The sequence below is a fragment of the Cellulomonas cellasea genome, assembly GCF_030372105.1.
Taxonomy (GTDB): Bacteria; Actinomycetota; Actinomycetes; order Actinomycetales; family Cellulomonadaceae; genus Cellulomonas_A; species Cellulomonas_A cellasea_A.
Window position 1 is genome coordinate 1 of the sequence record NZ_JAUDBQ010000016.1, and the last position, 18,963, is coordinate 18,963.

Sequence of the window (18,963 nt, forward strand, 5' to 3'; positions counted from 1 at the left end):
CTGGGTATCCTGCTGAAGGAGCCCAGAAGAGACACGAGCGCGGGGCCCGCCTGGCCGCCTACGCGGCGGGTGACGTGGTCGACCGTGCCTGCGGGGCAAGATCGAACAGAGCTGCCAGGCGGGGATGAGACCATGGTGGTTGCAGCACGATGAGGGGAACTCACACACATGAACAGTGACGACGGAGCACGTCCGCCCAGGACGCCGCGTACGAACGCAGGCAACACGGGCGGCGCCAGTGACCGGGGACGTCCCGCCGGAGGCGGTCGACCCCCGCGCGTCGCAGGTCAGCCGCCACGCTCAGCGCGCGGCGCGTCGTCATGGGGCGGTGCGAGGGGAAGTGACTCCTCGCGTGGCGCCGCAGGCAGCGGCGCGCGACCCGACACGCGCGGCCAGCGCCCCGAGCGCGACGACCGCAGCGCGCCTCGCGAGAGCTGGGGCGCCGGTCGCGACACCCGCTCCTCGCGCCCCGCATTGGGGGGCGAGTGGAGGTCCAACCCTCGCGACGCCGGCTCCGGCCAGCGATTCCAGCGTGATGACCGGCCGGTTCGGCCCGCCACAGGTGGGCCGCGGCGCGATGGGCAGCGGCCCGACAGCAGCGGCCGTCCGTTCCGCGACGACCGTCGCGGAGCCCAGGACCGTCCGTACCAGCAGCGCGGCGAGCGTCCCGGTGAGGGGCGGCCGTCGTTCGACCGGGACAACCGTTCTTCCCGCCCGTCCAGCAGCGGTCGTGACGACCGCTTCGGCGGCGGCGCCCGCGGCTCGGACGACCGTCCGCAGCGCGGGGAGCGTCCCTACCGCGCCTCGGGCGATGCCCCGTGGCAGCGTTCCGGCGACTCGCGGCCCGACCGCGGCGACCGCCGTCCTGCGCGCGACGACCGCAGCGGCGGCCGCGGCGAACGTCGCCCCGACGACCGTGCCGGGCGCACTGACCGTGGCGCCGGCGGCTTCCGCCCGTCGAGCGCGTCGCCTCGATCCGAGGGCCAGCGGCCCGGCGGGTCCTACCGCGCCGGCTCGGACGACCGCCGTCCGCCGCGCTCGGACGAGCGCCACCCGTCGCGCGACACCCGTCCGTCCCGGGACTCGTGGGCTCCGCGTGACGACCGCTTCGGCGGCCGTGACTCGCGCCCGGCCCGCGACTCGCGCGCGCCCCAGCGGGACGATCGGTACCCGTCCCGCGACGCGCGTCCCGCGCGTGAGGGATCTGGGTGGAGTGGTGACGCAGGTCGTCCCCAGCGTTCAGACGACCGCCGTCCGCCCCGGGACGACAGGTATCCCGCGCGTGACGACCGTCGATCCGGCGAGCGCACGGGGCGCCCTGAGCGGGGTGGCCCCGGCGGGTTCCGCCCGGCTGGCTCGGGTCCGCGGTTCGAAGGGCAGCGCTCCGGCGGCTCCTACCGACCGGGCTCCGACGAGCGCCGTCCTCCGCGTGACGACTTCCGTCCCGCGCGTGACGACTCGCGCCCTGCCCGGGACCCCCGGTCTCCGCGCGACGACTTCCGTCCGGCTCGTGAGGGCTTCCGTCCGTCGCGTGACGACTCGGCTCCGCGCGATGCGCGTCCGGCGCGCGATGAGTCGCGTCCCCCTCGATTCAGTGAGCGCCCCCGTGCCGACGACCGTCGGCCCGCGCGTGACGACCGGTTCGCCGGGCGTGGCGAGTCGCGTCCGGCCTCGCGTGACGAGCGGCCCCGCACTGACGACCGTCGGCCCGCCCGTGAGGCGCGTGGTGACGCGCGGCAGGGCAGCGGCCCGCACGCGGGTCGCTCGCAATGGGCGGAGCGCCCGGCGCGAGACCGCGACGACGCACGGCCAACCCGCCCGCCGCAGAGCGTGCGCGACAACGCGCCGGAGCTGCCTGAGGACATCCAGTTCTCCGACCTGGACCGTTCGGTCCGCGCGCGGTTGCGGACGTTGAGCAAGGAGAACGCCGAGAGCGTCGGGTTGCACCTGGTGATGGCCGGGCGGCTGCTCGACGAGCAGCCCGAGTTGTCGTACGAGCACGCTCAGGCGGCGGTGCGGCGTGCCGGTCGAGTCGACGTGGTCCGCGAGGCCGCGGGTCTCGCCGCGTATCGGACGGGCCGGTTCGCCGAGGCGCTGCGCGAGCTCCGCACGGTGCGCCGGCTGAACGGGTCCTCCGAGCACTTGGCGATCATGGCCGACTGCGAGCGGGGCCTGGGTCGCCCGGAGCGCGCCCTCGCCCTCGCGTCCAGCCCTGAGGCGGAGGGCCTGGAGCCCGCCGCACGGGTGGAGCTGGCGATCGTCGCCAGTGGCGCCCGGCTCGAGCTCGGAGAGCCTGACGCGGCAGTCGCCGCGCTCGCGACGCCCGAGGTCCGCGGCGCGACCGGGGTGCTCGCTGTGCGGGTCGCCCAGGCCCGTGCCACGGCACTGGAGGCAGCAGGCAAGACCGCCGAGGCTGAGGCCGAGCTGGCGCCGTACACGGAGCAGCAGCTCGCCGAGGCATCCGGGCAGCTCGTCGGCGACGACGAGGACGACGTGGTCGTCTACGACCTGGACGACGAGGTCGAGACCGAGGTCGAGACCGAGGTCGAGAGCGACGAGGTCGAGACCATCGAGTCCGAGAGCGCCGACGTCGTCGAGCACGCAGGGGCCGACGAGGAGGGCGTCGACGCGCCGGCTGCTGTCGACGAGGCGGATGAGGCACGGGCGGAGGACCAGCTGTGAGGGGCGGGCTGCTGGGATGCGACGTCCCGCTCGCGTCGCGGTACGACCTCGCGTTGGTCGACCTCGACGGTGTGGCGTACCGCGGCCATGAGCCGATCGACGGCGCGGCGGAGGGCCTGGCAGGCGCGCGAGCGCTCGGTCAGCGGCTGGTGTTCGTCACGAACAACGCCTCTCGCGAGCCCGAGTCGGTGGCCAGCCAGCTCACGGGCTTGAGCATTCCCGCGACGCCGGAGGAGGTGATGACGGCTGCCCAGGCGGCCGCCGTCGTCCTGACCACCCGGCTGCCGCGGGGCGCCAAGGTGCTCGTGGTGGGCGGCGCCGGACTCGTCACAGCGGTGCGCGCGGCGGGCTACACCGTCGTGACGTCCGCTGACGACGAGCCCGACGCGGTGGCGCAGGGCTTCGCCCCCGAGCTGGGGTGGGCGCAGCTCGCCGAGGCGGCGTACGCCGTCCAGCGGGGCGCGTGGCATGTGGCGAGCAACCTCGACCTGAGCCTGCCCACCGCTCGCGGGTTCGCCCCCGGGAACGGCGCGTTGGTGGGCGCCGTCCGCTCGGCGACGGGGGTGGAGCCGTCCAGCGCCGGCAAGCCGGCGCCCACGATGTACCAGCTCGCGGTCGAGCGGGCGGGTGCGCGGGCGCCGCTCGTCATCGGCGACCGGCTGGACACCGACCTGGGCGGCGCGCGCGCCGCCGAGTACCCGGGGCTGCATGTGCTGACCGGTGTGAGCACGGCACGCGACGATGTGCTCGCCGCGCCGGGCGAGCGGCCGACGTTCATCGGCGCCGACCTTCGCTCGTTGCTGGTTCCGCATCCTGAGCCCACCCCGGGCGCCGAGGGCTGGTGGGCTTGCCGGTCCGCCGCCGCGCGGGTGCGGGACGGGCGGCTCGAGCTGCACCGTGAGGCGGGCGCCGGCGCGGCGTCCATCGAGGACGGCGTGGACCTGGTGCGCGCGGCCTGTGCGGCGGCGTGGTCGGCGGTCGACGCCGGGGAGCCGCTCGACGCGGAATCGGTTCCCGACCTGGATGTGCATGACATCAGCTCCGAGGCAGTCGCCCGGTAGCGTGGCCGTGCGCGTGGCGGCGCCCCGGCTGGGGCGCCGCCACGAGCCCACGATGGGATCCGACGGCGGGGAGTGGACAGCGGTGAGTGACGTGGACGAGGCGCGCATCGAGCGCGCGTCCCAGGTGGTCGGCGTGCCCCGCCCGCCCGGGAAGCCCAGTGACCCCGGGGCGTCGCGCGATGCCGATGCCACGGGTGTGGGCGACTTCGGCGACGCGCAGGTGGACGAGGCCCTGTCGGGACTCGTCGGCTTGTCCGAGCTGCCCCTGCCGGGGCACGTCACCGTCTTCGAGGGCATCCACGCCGCGCTGCAGGCGCGTCTCGCGGACACCGAGGGCTGAGGATCAGATGAGCTCCCGTCTGGACAGCGAGCTCGTGCGGCGCGGGGCGGCTCGTTCGCGTCGCCACGCGGCCGAGCTGATCGCCGCGGGCCGTGTGCTCGTCGACGGCGCGGTGGCCCGCCGTAGCGCGACCGCCGTCCACGACGGACAGCGGGTCGAGGTCGAGGGCGCGGAGGGCGCGGAGCCGGCGTTCGCGTCCCGGGCCGCGCACAAGCTCCTGGGCGCCCTCGACGCCTGGTCGGGCTCCGGCCTGCGGGTCGAGGGCAGGCAGTGCCTGGACGCGGGCGCCAGCACGGGCGGGTTCACCGACGTGCTGTTGCGCCGCGGCGCCGCGCGAGTGGTGGCCGTCGACGTTGGGCACGATCAACTCGTGCCGGAACTGCGCGAGGACCCCAGGGTCGAGGTGCGCGAGGGCGTGAACGTGCGCCATCTCGCCGCCGGCGACGTGGAGCCCGCGCCCGAGCTGGTGGTCGCCGACCTCTCGTTCATCTCCCTGACGCTGGTCCTGCCCGCGCTCGTGGCGGTGGCCCGGCCCGACGCGGACCTCGTCGTCATGGTGAAGCCGCAGTTCGAGGTCGGCCGAGAGCGACTGGGCTCCGGCGGTGTCGTGCGCTCACCGGCGCTGCGGGTCGAGGCCGTGCTCGGGGTCGCGCGCGAGGCGGTGCGGATCGGGCTGGACGTCGCGGGCGTGGTGCGCAGCCCACTGCCAGGGCCGAGCGGGAACGTCGAGTACTTCTTGTGGTTGCGCCGTGCGGGGACCCCCTCCTCGGACGTGGAGCTCGTCGAGCAGGTGGAGCGCGCGGTCCGCGCCCCTGCGACCGGAGGTGGTGAGGCGTGACACGTCGTGCACTGGTCGTGACCCACAGCGGACGCGAGGAGGCGGTCGCCGCCACGCAGGAGACGCTGCGGGCGCTGGAGGCGGTGGGGATGACCCCGGTGCTGGCCGTCGACGATGGCGACCTGGCGCCGTTGGGCGACCTGGAGATGGCGATCGTGCTCGGTGGGGACGGCACGATCCTGCGGGCGGCGGAGCTGACCCGGGGGACTGGCATTCCGCTGCTGGGGGTCAACCTCGGCCATGTCGGCTTCTTGGCGGAGAGCGAGCGGGAGAACATCGCCGAGGCGGTGCGCCGGCTCGCGGACGGCGACTACGAGGTGGAGGAGCGGGGCACGCTCGACGTGACGGTCCACCTGCCGGGCGACGAGGAGCCGGCCACCGGGTGGGCGTTGAACGAGGCCGCGCTCGAGAAGAGCGACCCGGCGCGGATGATCGAGGTGGTCGTCGAGGTGGACGGCCGCCCGCTGTCCTCCTTCGGCTGCGACGGGGTGGTGATGGCGACGTCGACGGGCTCGACGGCGCACGCGTTCTCCGCCGGTGGGCCCGTGGTGTGGCCGGATGTGGCCGGGATGATCTTGGTGCCGCTGTCGGCGCATGCGCTGTTCTCTCGGCCGCTCGTGGTGGGCCCGTCGAGCGTTCTGGCCGTCGAGTTGATGAGCCGGTCTCCGGCCAGCGCCATCCTCAGCTGTGACGGGAGGCGCCGCATCGAGGTGCCCGTCGGCTCGCGGGTAGAGGTGGCGGCGAGCCCGATACCGGTCCGCCTGGCCCGGTTGACGCATGCGCCGTTCACCGACCGGCTGGTCAGCAAATTCGGTCTTCCTGTGGAGGGCTGGCGCGGGGGAGCAGAGGCGCTCCGGCCGTACGGGACATCCATCGGACGGGAGGGCTGAGCCGTGCTCGAGGAGATCCGGATCCAGGACCTGGGCGTGATCGGCCGGGCGCACGTCCCACTGCGGCCGGGCCTCACCGTGCTCACGGGCGAGACGGGCGCCGGCAAGACGATGGTGCTCACCGGGCTCAACCTGCTGCTGGGTGGCAAGGCCGACCCCGCGACAGTGCGCATCGGCGGATCCTCGGCGGCCGTGGAGGGCCGGGTGCTGCTGCCAGCGGGCTCGCCGGTGCTGGCCCGCGCGCTCGAAGCCGGTGGAGAGTTGGACGACGACGGCTCGCTGGTGCTCGTGCGGACGGTCGGCGCGTCCACGCCCGACTCGCCTGGACGGTCCCGGGCGTTCCTGGGCGGACGCTCGGTGCCGCAGGCAGTGCTGGCGGAGATCGCCGACGAGCTCGTGACGGTGCACGGCCAGGCGGACCAGGCCCGGCTCCGCTCGCCCGCGCGCCAGCGCCAAGCCCTGGACGCGTACGCCGGACCGGAGCACCAGGACCTGCTCACCGCCTACCGCGAGAGTTGGGCCCAACGCCAAGCCGTCGTCGCCGAGCTGCGCGAGCTGACCGAGCGCAAGCACGACCGCGCCCGTGAGGCCGAGCTGCTGCGACTGGGCCTCGGCGAGGTGGAGCGCGTCTCTCCGCAGCCCGGCGAGGATGTCGCGCTGACGGCGGAGATCGAGCGGCTCGCGCACGCCGAGGACCTGCGGTCCGCGGCGAGCGGGGCCCATGCGGTGCTGGTCGGTGACGACGGCGTCGCGCTGGGCGAGGAGCAGGCCGTGGTGACGTTGATCGAGCATGCGCGCCGGTCGCTCGAGCAGGCCGGGGAGCACGACGCGACGCTGGCGGCCCTCGCGACCCGCGTGGCCGAGGCCGGGTTCCTCCTGACCGACGCGGCAGCCGAGCTCGCCTCCTACCTCGACGGCCTGCAGGCCGATCCAGCACGGCTCGACCACGCCCAGCGCCGTCGGTCCGAGCTGGCGTCGCTGACCCGCAGCTACGGCGCCGACATCGCCGAGGTGCTCGACTGGGCGGACACCGCCAGCCGTCGCCTGCTCGACCTGGACGGCGGGGATGAGCACCTGATCGCCCTCACGGAGCGCCAGGCCGAGCTGACCGCGACGCTGGAGTCCCTCGGGGAGTCCATCAGCGCCGGGCGGCGGCGGGCTGCCGCGTCCCTCGCGGAGGCCGTCACCGCCGAGCTGGCGGGACTGGCCATGAGCGGCGCCCGGCTCCACGTCCAGGTCGAGCCGGCCGACGAGCCCGGACCGCACGGCGTCGACGTCGTCGAGATGCTCCTCGTCCCGCACGCCGGCGCTCCGGCCCGGCCGCTCGGCAAGGGGGCATCGGGCGGCGAGCTGTCGCGCGTGATGCTCGCGATCGAGGTGGCGCTGGCCACATCGCCCGGATCCGGCGCGCACCGGCCCGCCACGTTCGTCTTCGACGAGGTCGACGCCGGAGTCGGGGGCAAGGCCGCAGTCGAGGTGGGCCGGCGCCTCGCCGCCCTCGCCCGCGGAGGGCAGGTGCTCGTGGTGACCCACCTCGCACAGGTGGCGGCGTTCGCCGACCAGCACCTCGTGGTGACGAAGTCCACAGGCGACGGGGTCGACGTGGTGACGGAGTCCGACGTGCGGAACGTCACCGACGAGGAGCGCGTGCGCGAGCTCGCGCGGATGCTCTCCGGCCAGGAGGACTCGGACGCCGCACGGACCCACGCAGCCGAGCTTCTCAGCCTCTCCGGCATGGGACGATGAGCCCCGATGAGAGTCTCGCTGCGCAAGCGCGCCCCCCTGCCCGACGAGCCCGGAATCGTCGGGCCCGCCCGTGTCGACCCTCGGACGAAGGCGCTGACCAAGCGGCTCCGCCCGGGTGACGTCGCGGTCATCGACCACCTGGACATCGACCGGGTCTCGGCCGAGGCGCTCGTCGCCTGCCAGCCGGCCGCCGTCCTCAACGCGTCGCTGTCCACGTCGGGCAGGTACCCGAACCTGGGCCCGGAGATCCTGGTCCAGGCCGGCATCCCGCTGATCGACGACCTCGGCCCAGACGTCATGACCATCCCCGACGGCCATGTGCTGCGCGTGGTCGACGGCGCGGTGCACGACGGCGCGACACTGGTGGCCGAGGGCGTCGTGCAGACGGCCGAGACGGTCGAGGCCGCGATGGCCGAGGCGCGCGCCGGACTGTCGGTGCAGCTCGAGTCGTTCGCGGCCAACACGATGGACTACCTGCGCCGCGAGCGGGACCTGCTGCTCGACGGCGTCGGCGTGCCCGACGTGTCGACGGTGATCGACGGCCGACAGGTGCTCATCGTCGTGCGCGGCTACCACTACAAGGAGGACCTGGTCACGCTGCGGCCCTACATCCGCGAGTACCGCCCGGTGCTCATCGGGGTGGACGGCGGCGCGGACGCGATCCTCGAGGCGGGGTGGACGCCCGACCTCATCGTCGGCGACATGGACTCCGTCTCCGACCGGGCGCTGCGCTGCGGCGCGGAGGTCGTGGTGCACGCCTACCGCGACGGCCGGGCCCCGGGCCTGGCCCGAGTCGAGCAGCTCGGCGTCCCGCACGTCGTGTTCCCGGCGACGGGCACCAGCGAGGACGTCGCGATGCTCCTCGCCGACGACAAGGGCGCGGAGCTGATCGTCGCGGTCGGCACCCATGCCACGCTCGTGGAGTTCCTCGACAAGGGGCGCTCGGGCATGGCCTCGACGTTCCTCACCCGCCTGCGGGTCGGCAGCAAGCTGGTCGACGCCAAGGGCGTCTCGCGGCTGTACCGTCAGCGCATCTCCAACGTGCAGCTCCTGCTGCTCGTCCTGGCCGGGCTGCTCGCGCTCGGCGTCGCGCTCGCCTCCACGGAGGCGGGGCAGACGCTGCTGGGCCTCACCGGCGCCCGGTTCGACGATTTCTTCTCGTGGTTCCGCTCGATCTTCAGCTCGACGTCATGACGGCGTCGCAGATGATCCGGCCCACGCCCGCACCTGACCGAGAGACCACATCGTGATCGACTTCCGTTACCACATCGTCTCGCTCATCTCGGTGTTCCTGGCGCTCGCCGTCGGGATCGCGCTCGGCGCCGGGCCGCTCAAGGAGACCATCGGCGACACCCTCACCGGTCAGGTCCAGGCGCTCCGCGCGGAGAAGGAGACCCTGCGCGCCGAGGCCGACGTGGCCAATGCCGACTTGCAGAACTCCACGACGTACATCGAGGCCGCGGCGCCCCAGCTCCTGTCCGGGGCCCTGGCCGAGCGCCGGGTCGCGGTCATCGCCTTGGGCGAGGTCACCGAGGACGAGGTCGACGGCCTCGAGGCCCAGCTGACCGCGGCCGGCGCCGAGATCAGCGGCGTGGTCACCCTCACCGAGACGTGGACCGACCCCGGGATGCGCAGCTTCCGGCAGGCGCTGGTCGGGACGCTGGTGGAGTACCTCGACCCGGTGCCCGCTGACGACGCCGGCACCGACGCCGAGCTGGCCACCGCGCTCGTCCAGGCGCTCACCGGCGCCAACCCGCAGGCCCCGAACGAGTTCTCGGAGCCCGCCTCCGTGATCCTCGAGCTGCTGAGCGTGGACGAGAAGCCGCTGCTCACCGGCGCCGACTCCGTCACCGCCCCGGCTGACGCCATCGTCGTCCTCACGCCGCAGGGCACGGACGACGAGGACGCCGTCGACGACGCGGAAGCCTCCGCGGTGGCGTCGGCGCAGCTCGCCGTGCTCACTGCCGCGCAGGACGGATCCGAGGGAGCGGTCCTGGCCGACGCCGGGACGTCCACGACGAGCCTGACGAGCCTGGTGCTCGCCGACGACACGCTCGCGGAGAAGATCACGACAGTCTCGGGCGTGGACGAGGTTCCCGGGCAGGTCTCGGTGCCGCTCGCGCTCAACGCGCGGATCGGCGGTGTGAACGGCCATTACGGGTTCGCCGAGGGCGAGACCACCGTGCCGACGAAGGTCACGCTCGCCCCGGTGGACCGCACGCCCGTGCCTGAGCCGCAGCCGGACGACCTCACTGCGCCCGACGGCGCGGCCGGATGAGCGTGGGGATGGGGCAACGGCTCGCCGCGGCGCTGACCGCCTCGGGCGCGACCCTCGCGGTGCGCGGGGCCCTCGACGAGGACCCGCCCGGCGGGTCGCGCCGCTGGACTCGGATGAACCACCGCGGCGAGCCCGTCAGCCTGCTGGCCGGCCCCGCCGCCGCCGCCGGGCTGCTCGCGGGCGGTGTGGTCGGGGCCTCGTCGACCCGTGGCGCAGTCGCTTCGGGGATCGCGACGGCGGCCGGCGCCGCATTCGGGTTGGTCGACGACCTCGCGGAGGACCAGGACCGGCGCGCGAAGGGCTTGCGCGGACACCTGGGGGCGCTGCGCTCCGGCCACCTCACCACCGGCGCGCTCAAGGTGCTGGGCATCGGGGCGGGCGCTGTGGTGGCCGCCGCGGTGGCGACCCCGCTGCGGGGGGCTGACGGCGCGCGACGCCCAGCCATCGGGTGGGCCGCCGACGTGGCGGCCTCCGGCGCCCTGATCGCCGCGACGGCGAACCTGGTCAACTTGCTGGACCTGCGCCCGGGCCGCGCCCTCAAAGCGGTCGCCCTCGCGGCCGCGCCCATGGCCGTCGCCGGGGGAGCGGGCGCCGGCGCCGCGGCAGCCGTCGTCGGGGTCGCCTCCGCCGGGCTCGAGGCGGACCTCGCCGAGCGCGACATGCTCGGAGACGGCGGAGCGAACGCGCTCGGCGCGATGCTCGGGGCCGCTGTGGTGCTCGACGCACCCCGAAAGGCGCGCTTGGCGTTGCTCGCCGGCGCCGTCGCCCTGACGGTGGCGAGCGAGCGGGTCAGCTTCACGCAGGTCATCGCGCGCACTCCCGTGCTCCGCGAGCTCGACGCCTGGGGCAGGCGCCCCGCGGCGCCTGCCGGAGACGAGAGCCCCCGCGCGTGAGCGCGTCGACGAGGCGGGCCCTGGGCGGCCTCGCCAGCGCGGCGGCGATGATCGCCGCGATCACCGTGCTCAGCCGGCTCCTCGGCTTCGGGCGGTGGTTCGTGCAGGCCGGCGCCGTGGGCTCCGGCCTGATCGGCGGGGCGTACAACACCGCGAACACGCTGCCGAACGTGCTGTTCGAGGTCGCCGCGGGCGGCGCCCTCGCGGGCGCGCTGATCCCCGTGATCACCGGGCCCCTGCGGCGCGGCGACCGGGCCGAGGTCAACCGCATCTCCTCCGCCCTGTTGGGCTGGACGCTGCTGGTGCTCGTGCCGCTGGCGATCCTGCTCGCCCTCGCCGCCGATCCGCTCGCGCGGCTGTTCGCGGGGATCAGCGAGGGCCCCGTCGAGCCCGAGCTGATCCGCTACTTCATCCTGGTCTTCGCGGTGCAGATCCCGCTCTACGGCCTCGGCGTCGTGTTGTCCGGCCTGCTGCAGGCGCAGCGCCGGTTCTTCTGGCCGGCCCTCGCCCCGGCGCTGTCCACGGCCGTGGTGATCGTCGCGTACGCCGTCTACGGGCAGCTCGCGGACCAGCAGCGCAACGACGCGTCGGCGCTGCCGCCTGGCGCCTTGGACTGGCTGGCATGGGGCACCACGGCGGGGGTCGCGGCGATGAGCCTGCCGCTGCTCATCCCGGTGCTGCGCTCGGGCGTGCGCTTCCGGCCCACGTTGAGCTTCCCGCCCGGAGTGGCCGCGAGGGTGCGCAGCCTCGCGTTCGCGGGGATCGGCGCCCTGGTCGCCCAGCAGGCCTCCGTCGTGGTGATGCTGCTGCTGGCCGGCGGGCGGGCCTGGACCGTCTTCCTGTACGCCCAGGCCGTCTACCTGCTCCCGTACGCCGTGCTGGCGGTCCCGCTGGCGACGAGCACGTTCCCGCGGCTCGCCGACCGTGCCGCCCGGCCGGCCCGCGAGGGATTCGCCGAGATGGCGGCGTTGACCACCCGCGCCGTGGTCGTCGCGGCGGGTGTCGGGGTGGCCGCGCTGATCGCCGCCGCCCCGGCCGTCGCCGAGCTGTTCATCTCGATCGCGCAGCCCGAGGAGTCCGGCTTGGTGCTGGCGATGGGACCCGCGCTGACTTGGATGGCGCCGGGCCTGCTGGGCTTCGCGCTGCTGTTCCACGTCTCGCGGGCCCTGTACGCCTTGGAGCGCGGGCGGGCCGCGGTCGTCGCCGCGGCCTGGGGCTGGTCCGCCGTCGCCGTCTCCGCCGGGCTCCTCGCCTGGCTCTGGGTCCCCACGGGCGACGACGCCCGCATGCTCACCGCCCTCGGGGTGGCGAACACGATCGGCATGACGGTGGCCGGCGTGGCGCTGCTGGCGGCGCTGCGGCGGGCCGGCGGCACAGGTGTGCTGCATGGCTTCCCACGCACGCTGGCGGTCCTCGCGGCCGGGGTGCTCGTCGGCGCCGTGGCGGGCCGGTGGACGACAGTCGAGGCGCTCGCGATCTTCGGCCACGGCTGGGCGCCAGCCGTGGGCGCCGGGGCCGGGGGCGGCGCGCTCGCGGTGCTGGTGGTCGTCGCCGCTGTGGTGGCCTTCGACCGGGGGACGCTGCGCGGCGTCCTGGGCCTGGACCGCGGAGCGCGGCCGCTGGCGCCGCGAGCCGACGAGGAGGAGACGCTGTGAGGGTCTTGCAGGTGCTGGGATCGAGCGCGGGCGGGGTGGCGCGCCACGTCGCGCAGGTGACGAGCGCACTGGGCTCACTGGGCGAGCCGGGCGAGCCGGGCGAGGCCGCGGACACGGTGCACGTCGCGGGTCCGGCCGAGCTCGCTGCCGTCGTGGCGCCGTCCGATGGCGCGGCCGTCTTCCACACGACGCCGATCGCCGACCGCCCGCGACTTTCCGACATCCAGGCGGTGCTCAGGCTGCGCGCGTTGTCCGCCGGCGCGGACGTGGTGCACGCCCATGGGCTGCGCGCGGGCGCGCTCGCGGTGCTAGCCGTCCGAACCCTCCCATCGCGAGCGCGTCCCCGCATGGTCGTCACCCTGCACAACCTGCCCGTCGGCGGGCGCGCGATCCGCACGGTCTCCGCGGTGCTCGAGCGGATCGTGGCGCGGGGCGCCGATGTGGTGCTGGGGGTGTCGGGCGACCTGGTCGTCCTGGCCAAGGCCCGCGGTGCGCGGCAGGCGAGTCGGGCGCTGGTCCCGGCCCCGCCATTGCCCCAACCGTCCCGGGACCGCGCCGCCGTGCGCGGCGAGCTCGGCCTGGCGGAGCACGGCACGCTCGTCGTGAGCGTCGCGCGCCTGGCGCCGCAGAAGGGCCTCGGGCTGCTCGCGGACGCCGCGGCGCTGCTCCACGGCAGGTCCGGGCATGGCGTGCTCTGGGCCCTCGCCGGGGATGGCCCGTTGCGGGGCGAGCTGCAGGCGCGCATCGACGCCGAAGGGCTTCCTGTGCGGCTCCTCGGGCGCCGCGAGGACGTGGCCGACCTGATGGCGGCCGCCGACGTGGTGGCCAGCACCGCTGTGTGGGAGGGGCAGCCCATCGCCGTGCAGGAGGCGCTCCAGCTCGGCTGCCCGCTGGTGGCCACCGACGCCGGGGGCACTCGGGAGGTCACCGGGGACGCCGCCGTGCTGGTCCCGGTGGGCGATGCGGATGCGTTCGCTCGGGCACTGTCAGAGGTCCTCGCCGACCCGTCGCGCCGGGAGGCGCTCGCCGCGTCCTCGCGGGCGCAGGCGGCGACCCTGCCCCGCGTCGCCGACGTGGTGGCGCAGCTCCGAGCGGTCTACAGCGGCCGGGCGGCGTCGGGCGAGTGAGCCCGCGGCGCGGCGCGCTCGACGGCTCAGGCCGCGCGAGAGTGCTGTGACTCACCCTGTGCGAGGGTCGACGGCGCGGAAGTGTCCGGTAGAGTGGAAGCCCGTGGCAGAGCGCGCAGATCGACTCTCCGGGCGGTCGGACAACACGACCCGGCACATCTTCGTCACTGGAGGCGTCGCCTCCTCACTCGGCAAGGGCTTGACGGCCAGCAGCCTCGGGCGCCTGTTGCGCTCCCGGGGCATGCGGGTCACGATGCAGAAGCTCGACCCGTACCTGAACGTCGACCCGGGCACCATGAACCCGTTCCAGCATGGCGAGGTCTTCGTCACCGAAGACGGCGCCGAGACGGACCTGGACGTCGGCCACTACGAGCGCTTCCTGGACGTCGACCTCGTCGGCTCCGCGAACGTGACGACCGGCCAGGTCTACTCGCAGGTGATCGCCAAGGAGCGGCGCGGGGAGTATCTCGGCGACACCGTGCAGGTGATCCCGCACATCACGGACGAGATCAAGGCCCGTATGCGGTCCCAGGCGCACCCCGCCGTCGGGACGCCGCCGGACGTGATCATCACCGAGATCGGCGGCACCGTCGGCGACATCGAGTCGCAGCCGTTCCTCGAGGCGGCACGCCAGGTGCGGCACGACCTCGGACGCGACAACGTCTTCTTCGTGCACGTCTCGCTGGTGCCGTACATCGGCCCGAGCGGCGAGCTCAAGACCAAGCCCACCCAGCACTCCGTGGCGGCGCTGCGCTCGATCGGCATCCAGCCCGACGCGATCGTGTGCCGTTCGGACCGGGACATCCCCGAGTCCACGAAGCGCAAGATCGCCCTGTTCTGCGACGTCGACGTCGAGGCAGTCGTCACGTGCAAGGACGCGCCGAGCATCTACGACATCCCAAAGGTGCTGCACTCCGAGGGCCTGGACGCCTACGTGGTGCAGCGGCTCGGCCTGCCGTTCCGCGACGTCGACTGGGGCAGCTGGGACGCGCTGCTGCAGCGTGTGCACGCCCCGGCCCACCAGGTCGAGGTCGCGCTCGTCGGCAAGTACATCGACCTGCCCGACGCGTACCTGTCGGTCACCGAGGCGCTGCGCGCCGGCGGGTTCCACCACGACACGCGCGTGGTCATCCGCTGGGTCACCTCCGACGACTGCCAGACCCCGGAGGACGCGGCCCTGGCGCTCGAGGGCGTCGACGCGGTGCTGGTCCCCGGCGGTTTCGGGGTGCGCGGCATCGAGGGCAAGCTCGGCGCCCTGCGCTGGGCCCGTGAGCAGCAGGTGCCGACGCTCGGCATCTGCCTGGGCCTGCAGTGCATGGTCATCGAGTACGCCCGCAACGTGCTCGGGCTCCCGGGGGCGTCGTCCTCCGAGTTCGACACGAACCCCGCCGACCCGGTGGTGGCGACGATGGCCGAGCAGCTGGCGATCGTGGACGGCGCTGGCGACCTGGGCGGCACGATGCGCCTCGGCGCGTACCCCGCCGTGCTGAAGCCGGGCTCCGTCGTGGCGCAGGCCTACGGGACCACCGAGGTCTCCGAGCGCCACCGTCACCGCTACGAGGTGAACAACGCCTACCGCGACAAGCTGGAGGGCGCTGGCCTGGTGGTCTCGGGCGCGTCCCCGGACGACTCGCTGGTCGAGTTCGTCGAGCTGCCGCGCGAGGTGCACCCGTACTACGTCTCGACGCAGGCGCACCCCGAGTTCAAGTCGCGCCCGAACCGTGCGCACCCGCTGTTCGCCGGCCTGATCGGCGCGGCGCTCGAGCGTCGCGGCACGGACGAGGACTGACGTGGGCGAGTCCCACGCCGGCGACGTCGAGCGCGTCGCAGCGACGCAGGGCCTGACCGACCTGCGGGCGCCCCGGCCCGTCACCGAGCACACGCAGATCCACGCCGGCAAGGTGTGGGACGTCGTGGGCGACGTGGTGGACCTCGGCTCCTCGCAGGTGCTGCGCGAGTATGTGGCGCACCCCGGCGCGGTCGCGGTCATCGCCCTCGACGAGGACGACCGGGTGCTGCTGCTCTCGCAGTACCGGCACCCGGTGCGCACCGAGCTGTGGGAGCCGCCGGCGGGCTTGTTGGACGTCGCGGGGGAGCCGCTGGTGGACGCCGCGGCACGTGAGCTCGGCGAGGAGGCGGACCTGCGCGCCGGCTCCTGGCAGGTGCTCGTGGACTACTTCTCCTCGCCGGGCGGCTCCGACGAGCGGATCGTCATCTTCCTAGCCCGCGACCTGTCGCCGGTGCCGGACGACGAGCGCTTCGCCCGCGAGGACGAGGAGGCCGACATGGTGCCTGTGTGGGTGCCGTTGGACGAGGCTGTCGAGGCGGTGCTGGGCGGCCGCCTGCACAGCCCGACGGCGGTGCTCGGGATCCTCGCCGCGTCCGCCGCGCGCGACCGTGGCTGGTCCACGTTGCGCGCTGCCGACGAGGTGGCCGTGGTGGGCTGAGCCCGCGGCGGCATGAGATCAGCAACGACGAAGGCCGGCCCCCTGGGGGGCCGGCCTTCGTCGTGCGTGCGCTCTGACGGGGCGCCGAGGCGGGTGCGGGTCAGGCGACGGCGGGGGAGCCGACCCGACCAGCGTCGTCTCCCGCCGTGTCCGGGAGCGTGGCCTGCGCGCGGGTCCGGAGGCTCACCAGGAACCAGGTGAGGGCGGCGGCGAGCAGCCCGGCGCCCAGCATGTGCACGCCGACGAGCAGTGCCGGCAGCCCGGTGAAGTACTGCACGTACCCGACGAGCCCCTGGGCCAGCGTGACCGCCACCAGGAGGATCCCGGAGCGGCGGACCGCGGCGGGGGCGCCCGTGCGCCACAGCGCGACGAGCATCACGGCGAGCACACCGCAGAAGACCCACACCGCGAGGGCGTGGAGCCGTGACATGAGCGCCGGGTCGACGGCGAACCGGTAGGCGACGTCGTCATCCCCGCCGTGCGGGCCCGCGCCGGTGACGATCACGCCGAGGCTCAGCAGCACCACCGCGACACCGGCGAGCAGCCACCCGGCGCGCACCATCGCGGGGCCCACCACGGTGTGGGCGGGGCCGTCGCCCTCGCGCTCACGGCGCAGCAGCAGCGTCGAGACGCTGATCAGCGCCAGGGAGATGAGCATGTGCACGGCGACCACCGCGGGGTGCAGGTCCAGGAGCACCGTCACACCGCCCACCAGCGCCTGCAGTGCGACCCCGATCAGCGGGGCGAGCCCGAGCTTGCGGTAGGCATCGCCACGGCTGCGGTTCGTCCACACCAGGTAGGCCACCGCGAGGGCGATCACGCCGAGCACGCCGGTGAGCGTGCGGTTGCCGAACTCGATGAACGAGTGGCCCGTCGCGGCCGCGTGCCGCACGGGGGTGAACGCGCCCGGCTCGCACATCGGCCACGTGGAGCAGCCGAGCCCGGAGGCGGTCAGCCGCACGGCGCCGCCGGTGACGACGATGCCGATCTGCGCGACGAGGTTCGCGACGATCGCGCGGTGGCGCCACACGTCACGCCGTGCGGCGGGGAGGTCAGGGGCGACGAGGGCTGCGCTCACGCGGACCAGCGTACGTGCGGGCGCCTCTGGTTCAGAGCCTGGCCGGTGTGACGTGCGCCGGGCTCAGCGGCTGGTGGAGACGCGGTACTGCGCGTTGGCGAGCGGGACGAAGACCGCGAGGATCACCACGCACCACATCAAGGTGTAGGCGACGGGGTGCTGCAGCGCCCAGCCGGTGGGCTCCGGCGTGCCGGCGGGGATGTTCCCGAAGAGCTCGCGCGCCGCCTGGGTGACGGCGGACACCGGGTTCCACTCCGCGAAGGCCTGCAACGGGGCGGGCAGCGTGTCGAGGGGGACGAAGGTGTTCGCGACGAACGTCAGCGGGAAGATGATGATGAACGAGGCGTTGTTCACCACCTCCGGGCTGGGGACGAGCATGCCGACCCACGCGAAGATCCACGAGACCGCGTACGCGAACACGATGAGCAGCAGGTACCCGGCCACGGCGTCCCAGAACGAGCTGGTGATCCGCCAGCCGACGACCAGCCCGGTGAGCGACATGACGATGAGCACGAGCACGTTGTTGATCACGTCGGAGAATGTGCGGCCCGTGAGGACCGCAGACGGGGACATCGGCAGCGACCGGAAGCGGTCGATGATGCCCTTCTTGACGTCCTCGGCCAGCCCGGCGCCGGTGATCGTCGAGCCGAAGATGACCGTCTGGGCGAAGATCCCGGCGATGAGGAACTGCCGGTACTCGTCGCCGCTCCCGCCCTCGATCGCCCCGCCGAAGACGTAGGCGAACAGCAGGACGAACATGATGGGCGACAGCGTGGTGAAGACCAGCAGGTCGGGGACGCGCTTGATCTTGATGATGTTGCGCGTCGCCACGACCGACGCGTCGGCGACGACATGGGGCACCCTCATGACTGCCGTCCTTCCGACTCGTCGTCCTCGTCATGCGTGGTGCGGCCGGTCAGCGAGAGGAACACGTCGTCGAGCGTCGGGCGGCGCAGGCCGATGTCGTCCAGCGCGATCGACGTCCCGTCCAGGACCCGCAGCGTCTCCGCGAGGGTCGTGGCGCCACCGGCCACCGGCATCAGCAGCGTGCGCCGGCCGACGTCGAGCGTCGGGGGGCCGAGGCCCAGCGGGGTGAGGAGCCTCTCGGCCTCGGGGAGCTGGCTGCCATCGGACAGCGTGAGCTCGAGCCGCTCCCCGCCGACCTCGCGCTTCAGGTCGTCGGAGGTGCCCTGCGCGATGATCTTGCCGTGGTCGATCACCACGATCTCGTCGGCGAGCAGGTCTGCCTCCTCCAAGTACTGCGTGGTGAGCAGCAGCGTCGTGCCCTTGGCGACGAGGGTCTGGATGACGTTCCACATCTCGGTGCGCCCACGCGGGTCGAGCCCGGTGGTGGGCTCGTCCAGGAAGATCACGGGCGGGTCGGCCACGAGCGCCCCGGCCAGGTCGAGGCGGCGCCGCATCCCGCCGGAGTAGGTGCGTGTGGGCCGGTCGCCCGACTCGGCGAGCGAGAAGTTCTCCAGCAGCTCGCGGGCGCGCACTCGCGACGCGCGCCGCCCGAGGTGGTAGAGCCGGCCGATCATGACGAGGTTCTCGAAGCCCGTGAGGTACTCGTCGACGGCGGCGTACTGGCCGGACAGGCCGATGTGGCGGCGCACGCGCGCCGGCTCGGCGAGGACGTCGGCCCCCGCGACGGTGGCGCTCCCGGCGGTGGGCCGCAGCAACGTGGTGAGGATGCGCACCACTGTCGTCTTCCCGGCGCCGTTCGGGCCGAGCAGCCCGAGCACCGTGCCCGTGGGCACGGTCAGATCGACGCCGTCGAGGGCGACGACATCCCCGTACTTCTTGACCAGTCCGCGCGCGATGATCGAATCGCCCATGCGGGCGATGCTAGGCGCATCGTCCGACATGCGCGTTTTGGGAGCGATGTCCAGGGTGTGCGGGGCGTCGCCCGGGGGTCAGGCCGGCTG

At 74.1% G+C, this 18,963-nt stretch carries 16 protein-coding genes; 13 read left to right on the forward strand and 3 right to left on the reverse strand.

The genetic code is table 11. The features are described 5' to 3' along the window. Positions 1–1,830: 1,830 nt before the first annotated feature. The 13 genes from QUV83_RS14360 (at position 1,831) to QUV83_RS14420 (ending at position 15,957) form a co-directional block, all read left to right on the forward strand. Positions 1,831–2,682 carry a hypothetical protein gene (locus tag QUV83_RS14360; RefSeq protein ID WP_289565503.1) on the forward strand — a complete coding sequence of 284 codons (852 nt, stop codon included), beginning with the start codon at positions 1,831–1,833 and terminating at the stop codon, positions 2,680–2,682. Beyond that, a complete protein-coding gene (locus QUV83_RS14365) occupies positions 2,679–3,743 on the forward strand; it encodes an HAD-IIA family hydrolase (RefSeq protein ID WP_289565505.1) in 1,065 nt (354 codons plus the stop codon). The genes QUV83_RS14360 and QUV83_RS14365 overlap by 4 nt, the downstream gene beginning before the upstream one ends. Before the next feature lies 1 nt (position 3,744). Beyond that, a complete protein-coding gene (locus QUV83_RS14370; protein ID WP_289565506.1) occupies positions 3,745–4,083 on the forward strand; it encodes a hypothetical protein in 339 nt (112 codons plus the stop codon). A 7-nt stretch (positions 4,084–4,090) separates the two neighbouring features. After that, positions 4,091–4,921 carry a TlyA family RNA methyltransferase gene (locus tag QUV83_RS14375; RefSeq protein WP_289565508.1) on the forward strand — a complete coding sequence of 277 codons (831 nt, stop codon included), beginning with the start codon at positions 4,091–4,093 and terminating at the stop codon, positions 4,919–4,921. Then, entirely contained in the window at positions 4,918–5,811 is an 894-nt protein-coding gene (locus QUV83_RS14380; protein ID WP_289565510.1) for an NAD kinase, read from the forward strand. Before QUV83_RS14375 ends, QUV83_RS14380 begins: the two co-directional genes overlap by 4 nt. A 3-nt stretch (positions 5,812–5,814) precedes the next feature. Continuing rightward, on the forward strand, positions 5,815–7,557 hold the full coding sequence (gene recN, locus QUV83_RS14385; protein ID WP_289565511.1) for a DNA repair protein RecN: 1,743 nt from the start codon (positions 5,815–5,817) through the stop codon (positions 7,555–7,557). 6 nt (positions 7,558–7,563) lie between these two features. Then, the gene (gene steA, locus QUV83_RS14390) at positions 7,564–8,751 is read left to right on the forward strand and encodes a putative cytokinetic ring protein SteA (RefSeq protein ID WP_289565512.1); all 1,188 of its coding nucleotides are present in this window, start codon (positions 7,564–7,566) and stop codon (positions 8,749–8,751) included. Between the two features lie 52 nt (positions 8,752–8,803). Further along, positions 8,804–9,835: a copper transporter gene (locus tag QUV83_RS14395; protein WP_289565514.1), complete on the forward strand. Its 1,032-nt coding sequence runs from the start codon at positions 8,804–8,806 to the stop codon at positions 9,833–9,835. After that, on the forward strand, positions 9,832–10,728 hold the full coding sequence (locus QUV83_RS14400) for a hypothetical protein (protein WP_289565515.1): 897 nt from the start codon (positions 9,832–9,834) through the stop codon (positions 10,726–10,728). The genes QUV83_RS14395 and QUV83_RS14400 overlap by 4 nt, the downstream gene beginning before the upstream one ends. Beyond that, positions 10,725–12,383, forward strand: coding sequence for a murein biosynthesis integral membrane protein MurJ (murJ, locus tag QUV83_RS14405; protein ID WP_289565516.1), 1,659 nt, complete (start codon positions 10,725–10,727; stop codon positions 12,381–12,383). Before QUV83_RS14400 ends, murJ begins: the two co-directional genes overlap by 4 nt. Then, positions 12,380–13,510 (forward strand): glycosyltransferase family 4 protein, encoded by a 1,131-nt coding sequence (locus QUV83_RS14410; RefSeq protein ID WP_289565518.1) that lies wholly within the window; start codon positions 12,380–12,382, stop codon positions 13,508–13,510. Before murJ ends, QUV83_RS14410 begins: the two co-directional genes overlap by 4 nt. A gap of 103 nt (positions 13,511–13,613) precedes the next feature. Next, positions 13,614–15,299 (forward strand): CTP synthase, encoded by a 1,686-nt coding sequence (locus tag QUV83_RS14415; RefSeq protein WP_289565520.1) that lies wholly within the window; start codon positions 13,614–13,616, stop codon positions 15,297–15,299. Position 15,300: 1 nt separating this feature from the next. Beyond that, positions 15,301–15,957 (forward strand): NUDIX domain-containing protein, encoded by a 657-nt coding sequence (locus QUV83_RS14420; protein ID WP_436231927.1) that lies wholly within the window; start codon positions 15,301–15,303, stop codon positions 15,955–15,957. 100 nt (positions 15,958–16,057) lie between these two features. Here QUV83_RS14420 and QUV83_RS14425 read toward each other — a convergent pair whose 3' ends face one another. The 3 genes from QUV83_RS14425 to QUV83_RS14435 form a co-directional block, all read right to left on the reverse strand. After that, a complete protein-coding gene (locus QUV83_RS14425; protein WP_289565522.1) occupies positions 16,058–17,035 on the reverse strand; it encodes a COX15/CtaA family protein in 978 nt (325 codons plus the stop codon). Positions 17,036–17,098: 63 nt separating this feature from the next. Beyond that, positions 17,099–17,902: an ABC transporter permease gene (locus QUV83_RS14430; protein WP_289565524.1), complete on the reverse strand. Its 804-nt coding sequence runs from the start codon at positions 17,900–17,902 to the stop codon at positions 17,099–17,101. After that, entirely contained in the window at positions 17,899–18,873 is a 975-nt protein-coding gene (locus tag QUV83_RS14435) for an ATP-binding cassette domain-containing protein (RefSeq protein WP_289565526.1), read from the reverse strand. Before QUV83_RS14435 ends, QUV83_RS14430 begins: the two co-directional genes overlap by 4 nt. Positions 18,874–18,963: the final 90 nt, after the last annotated feature.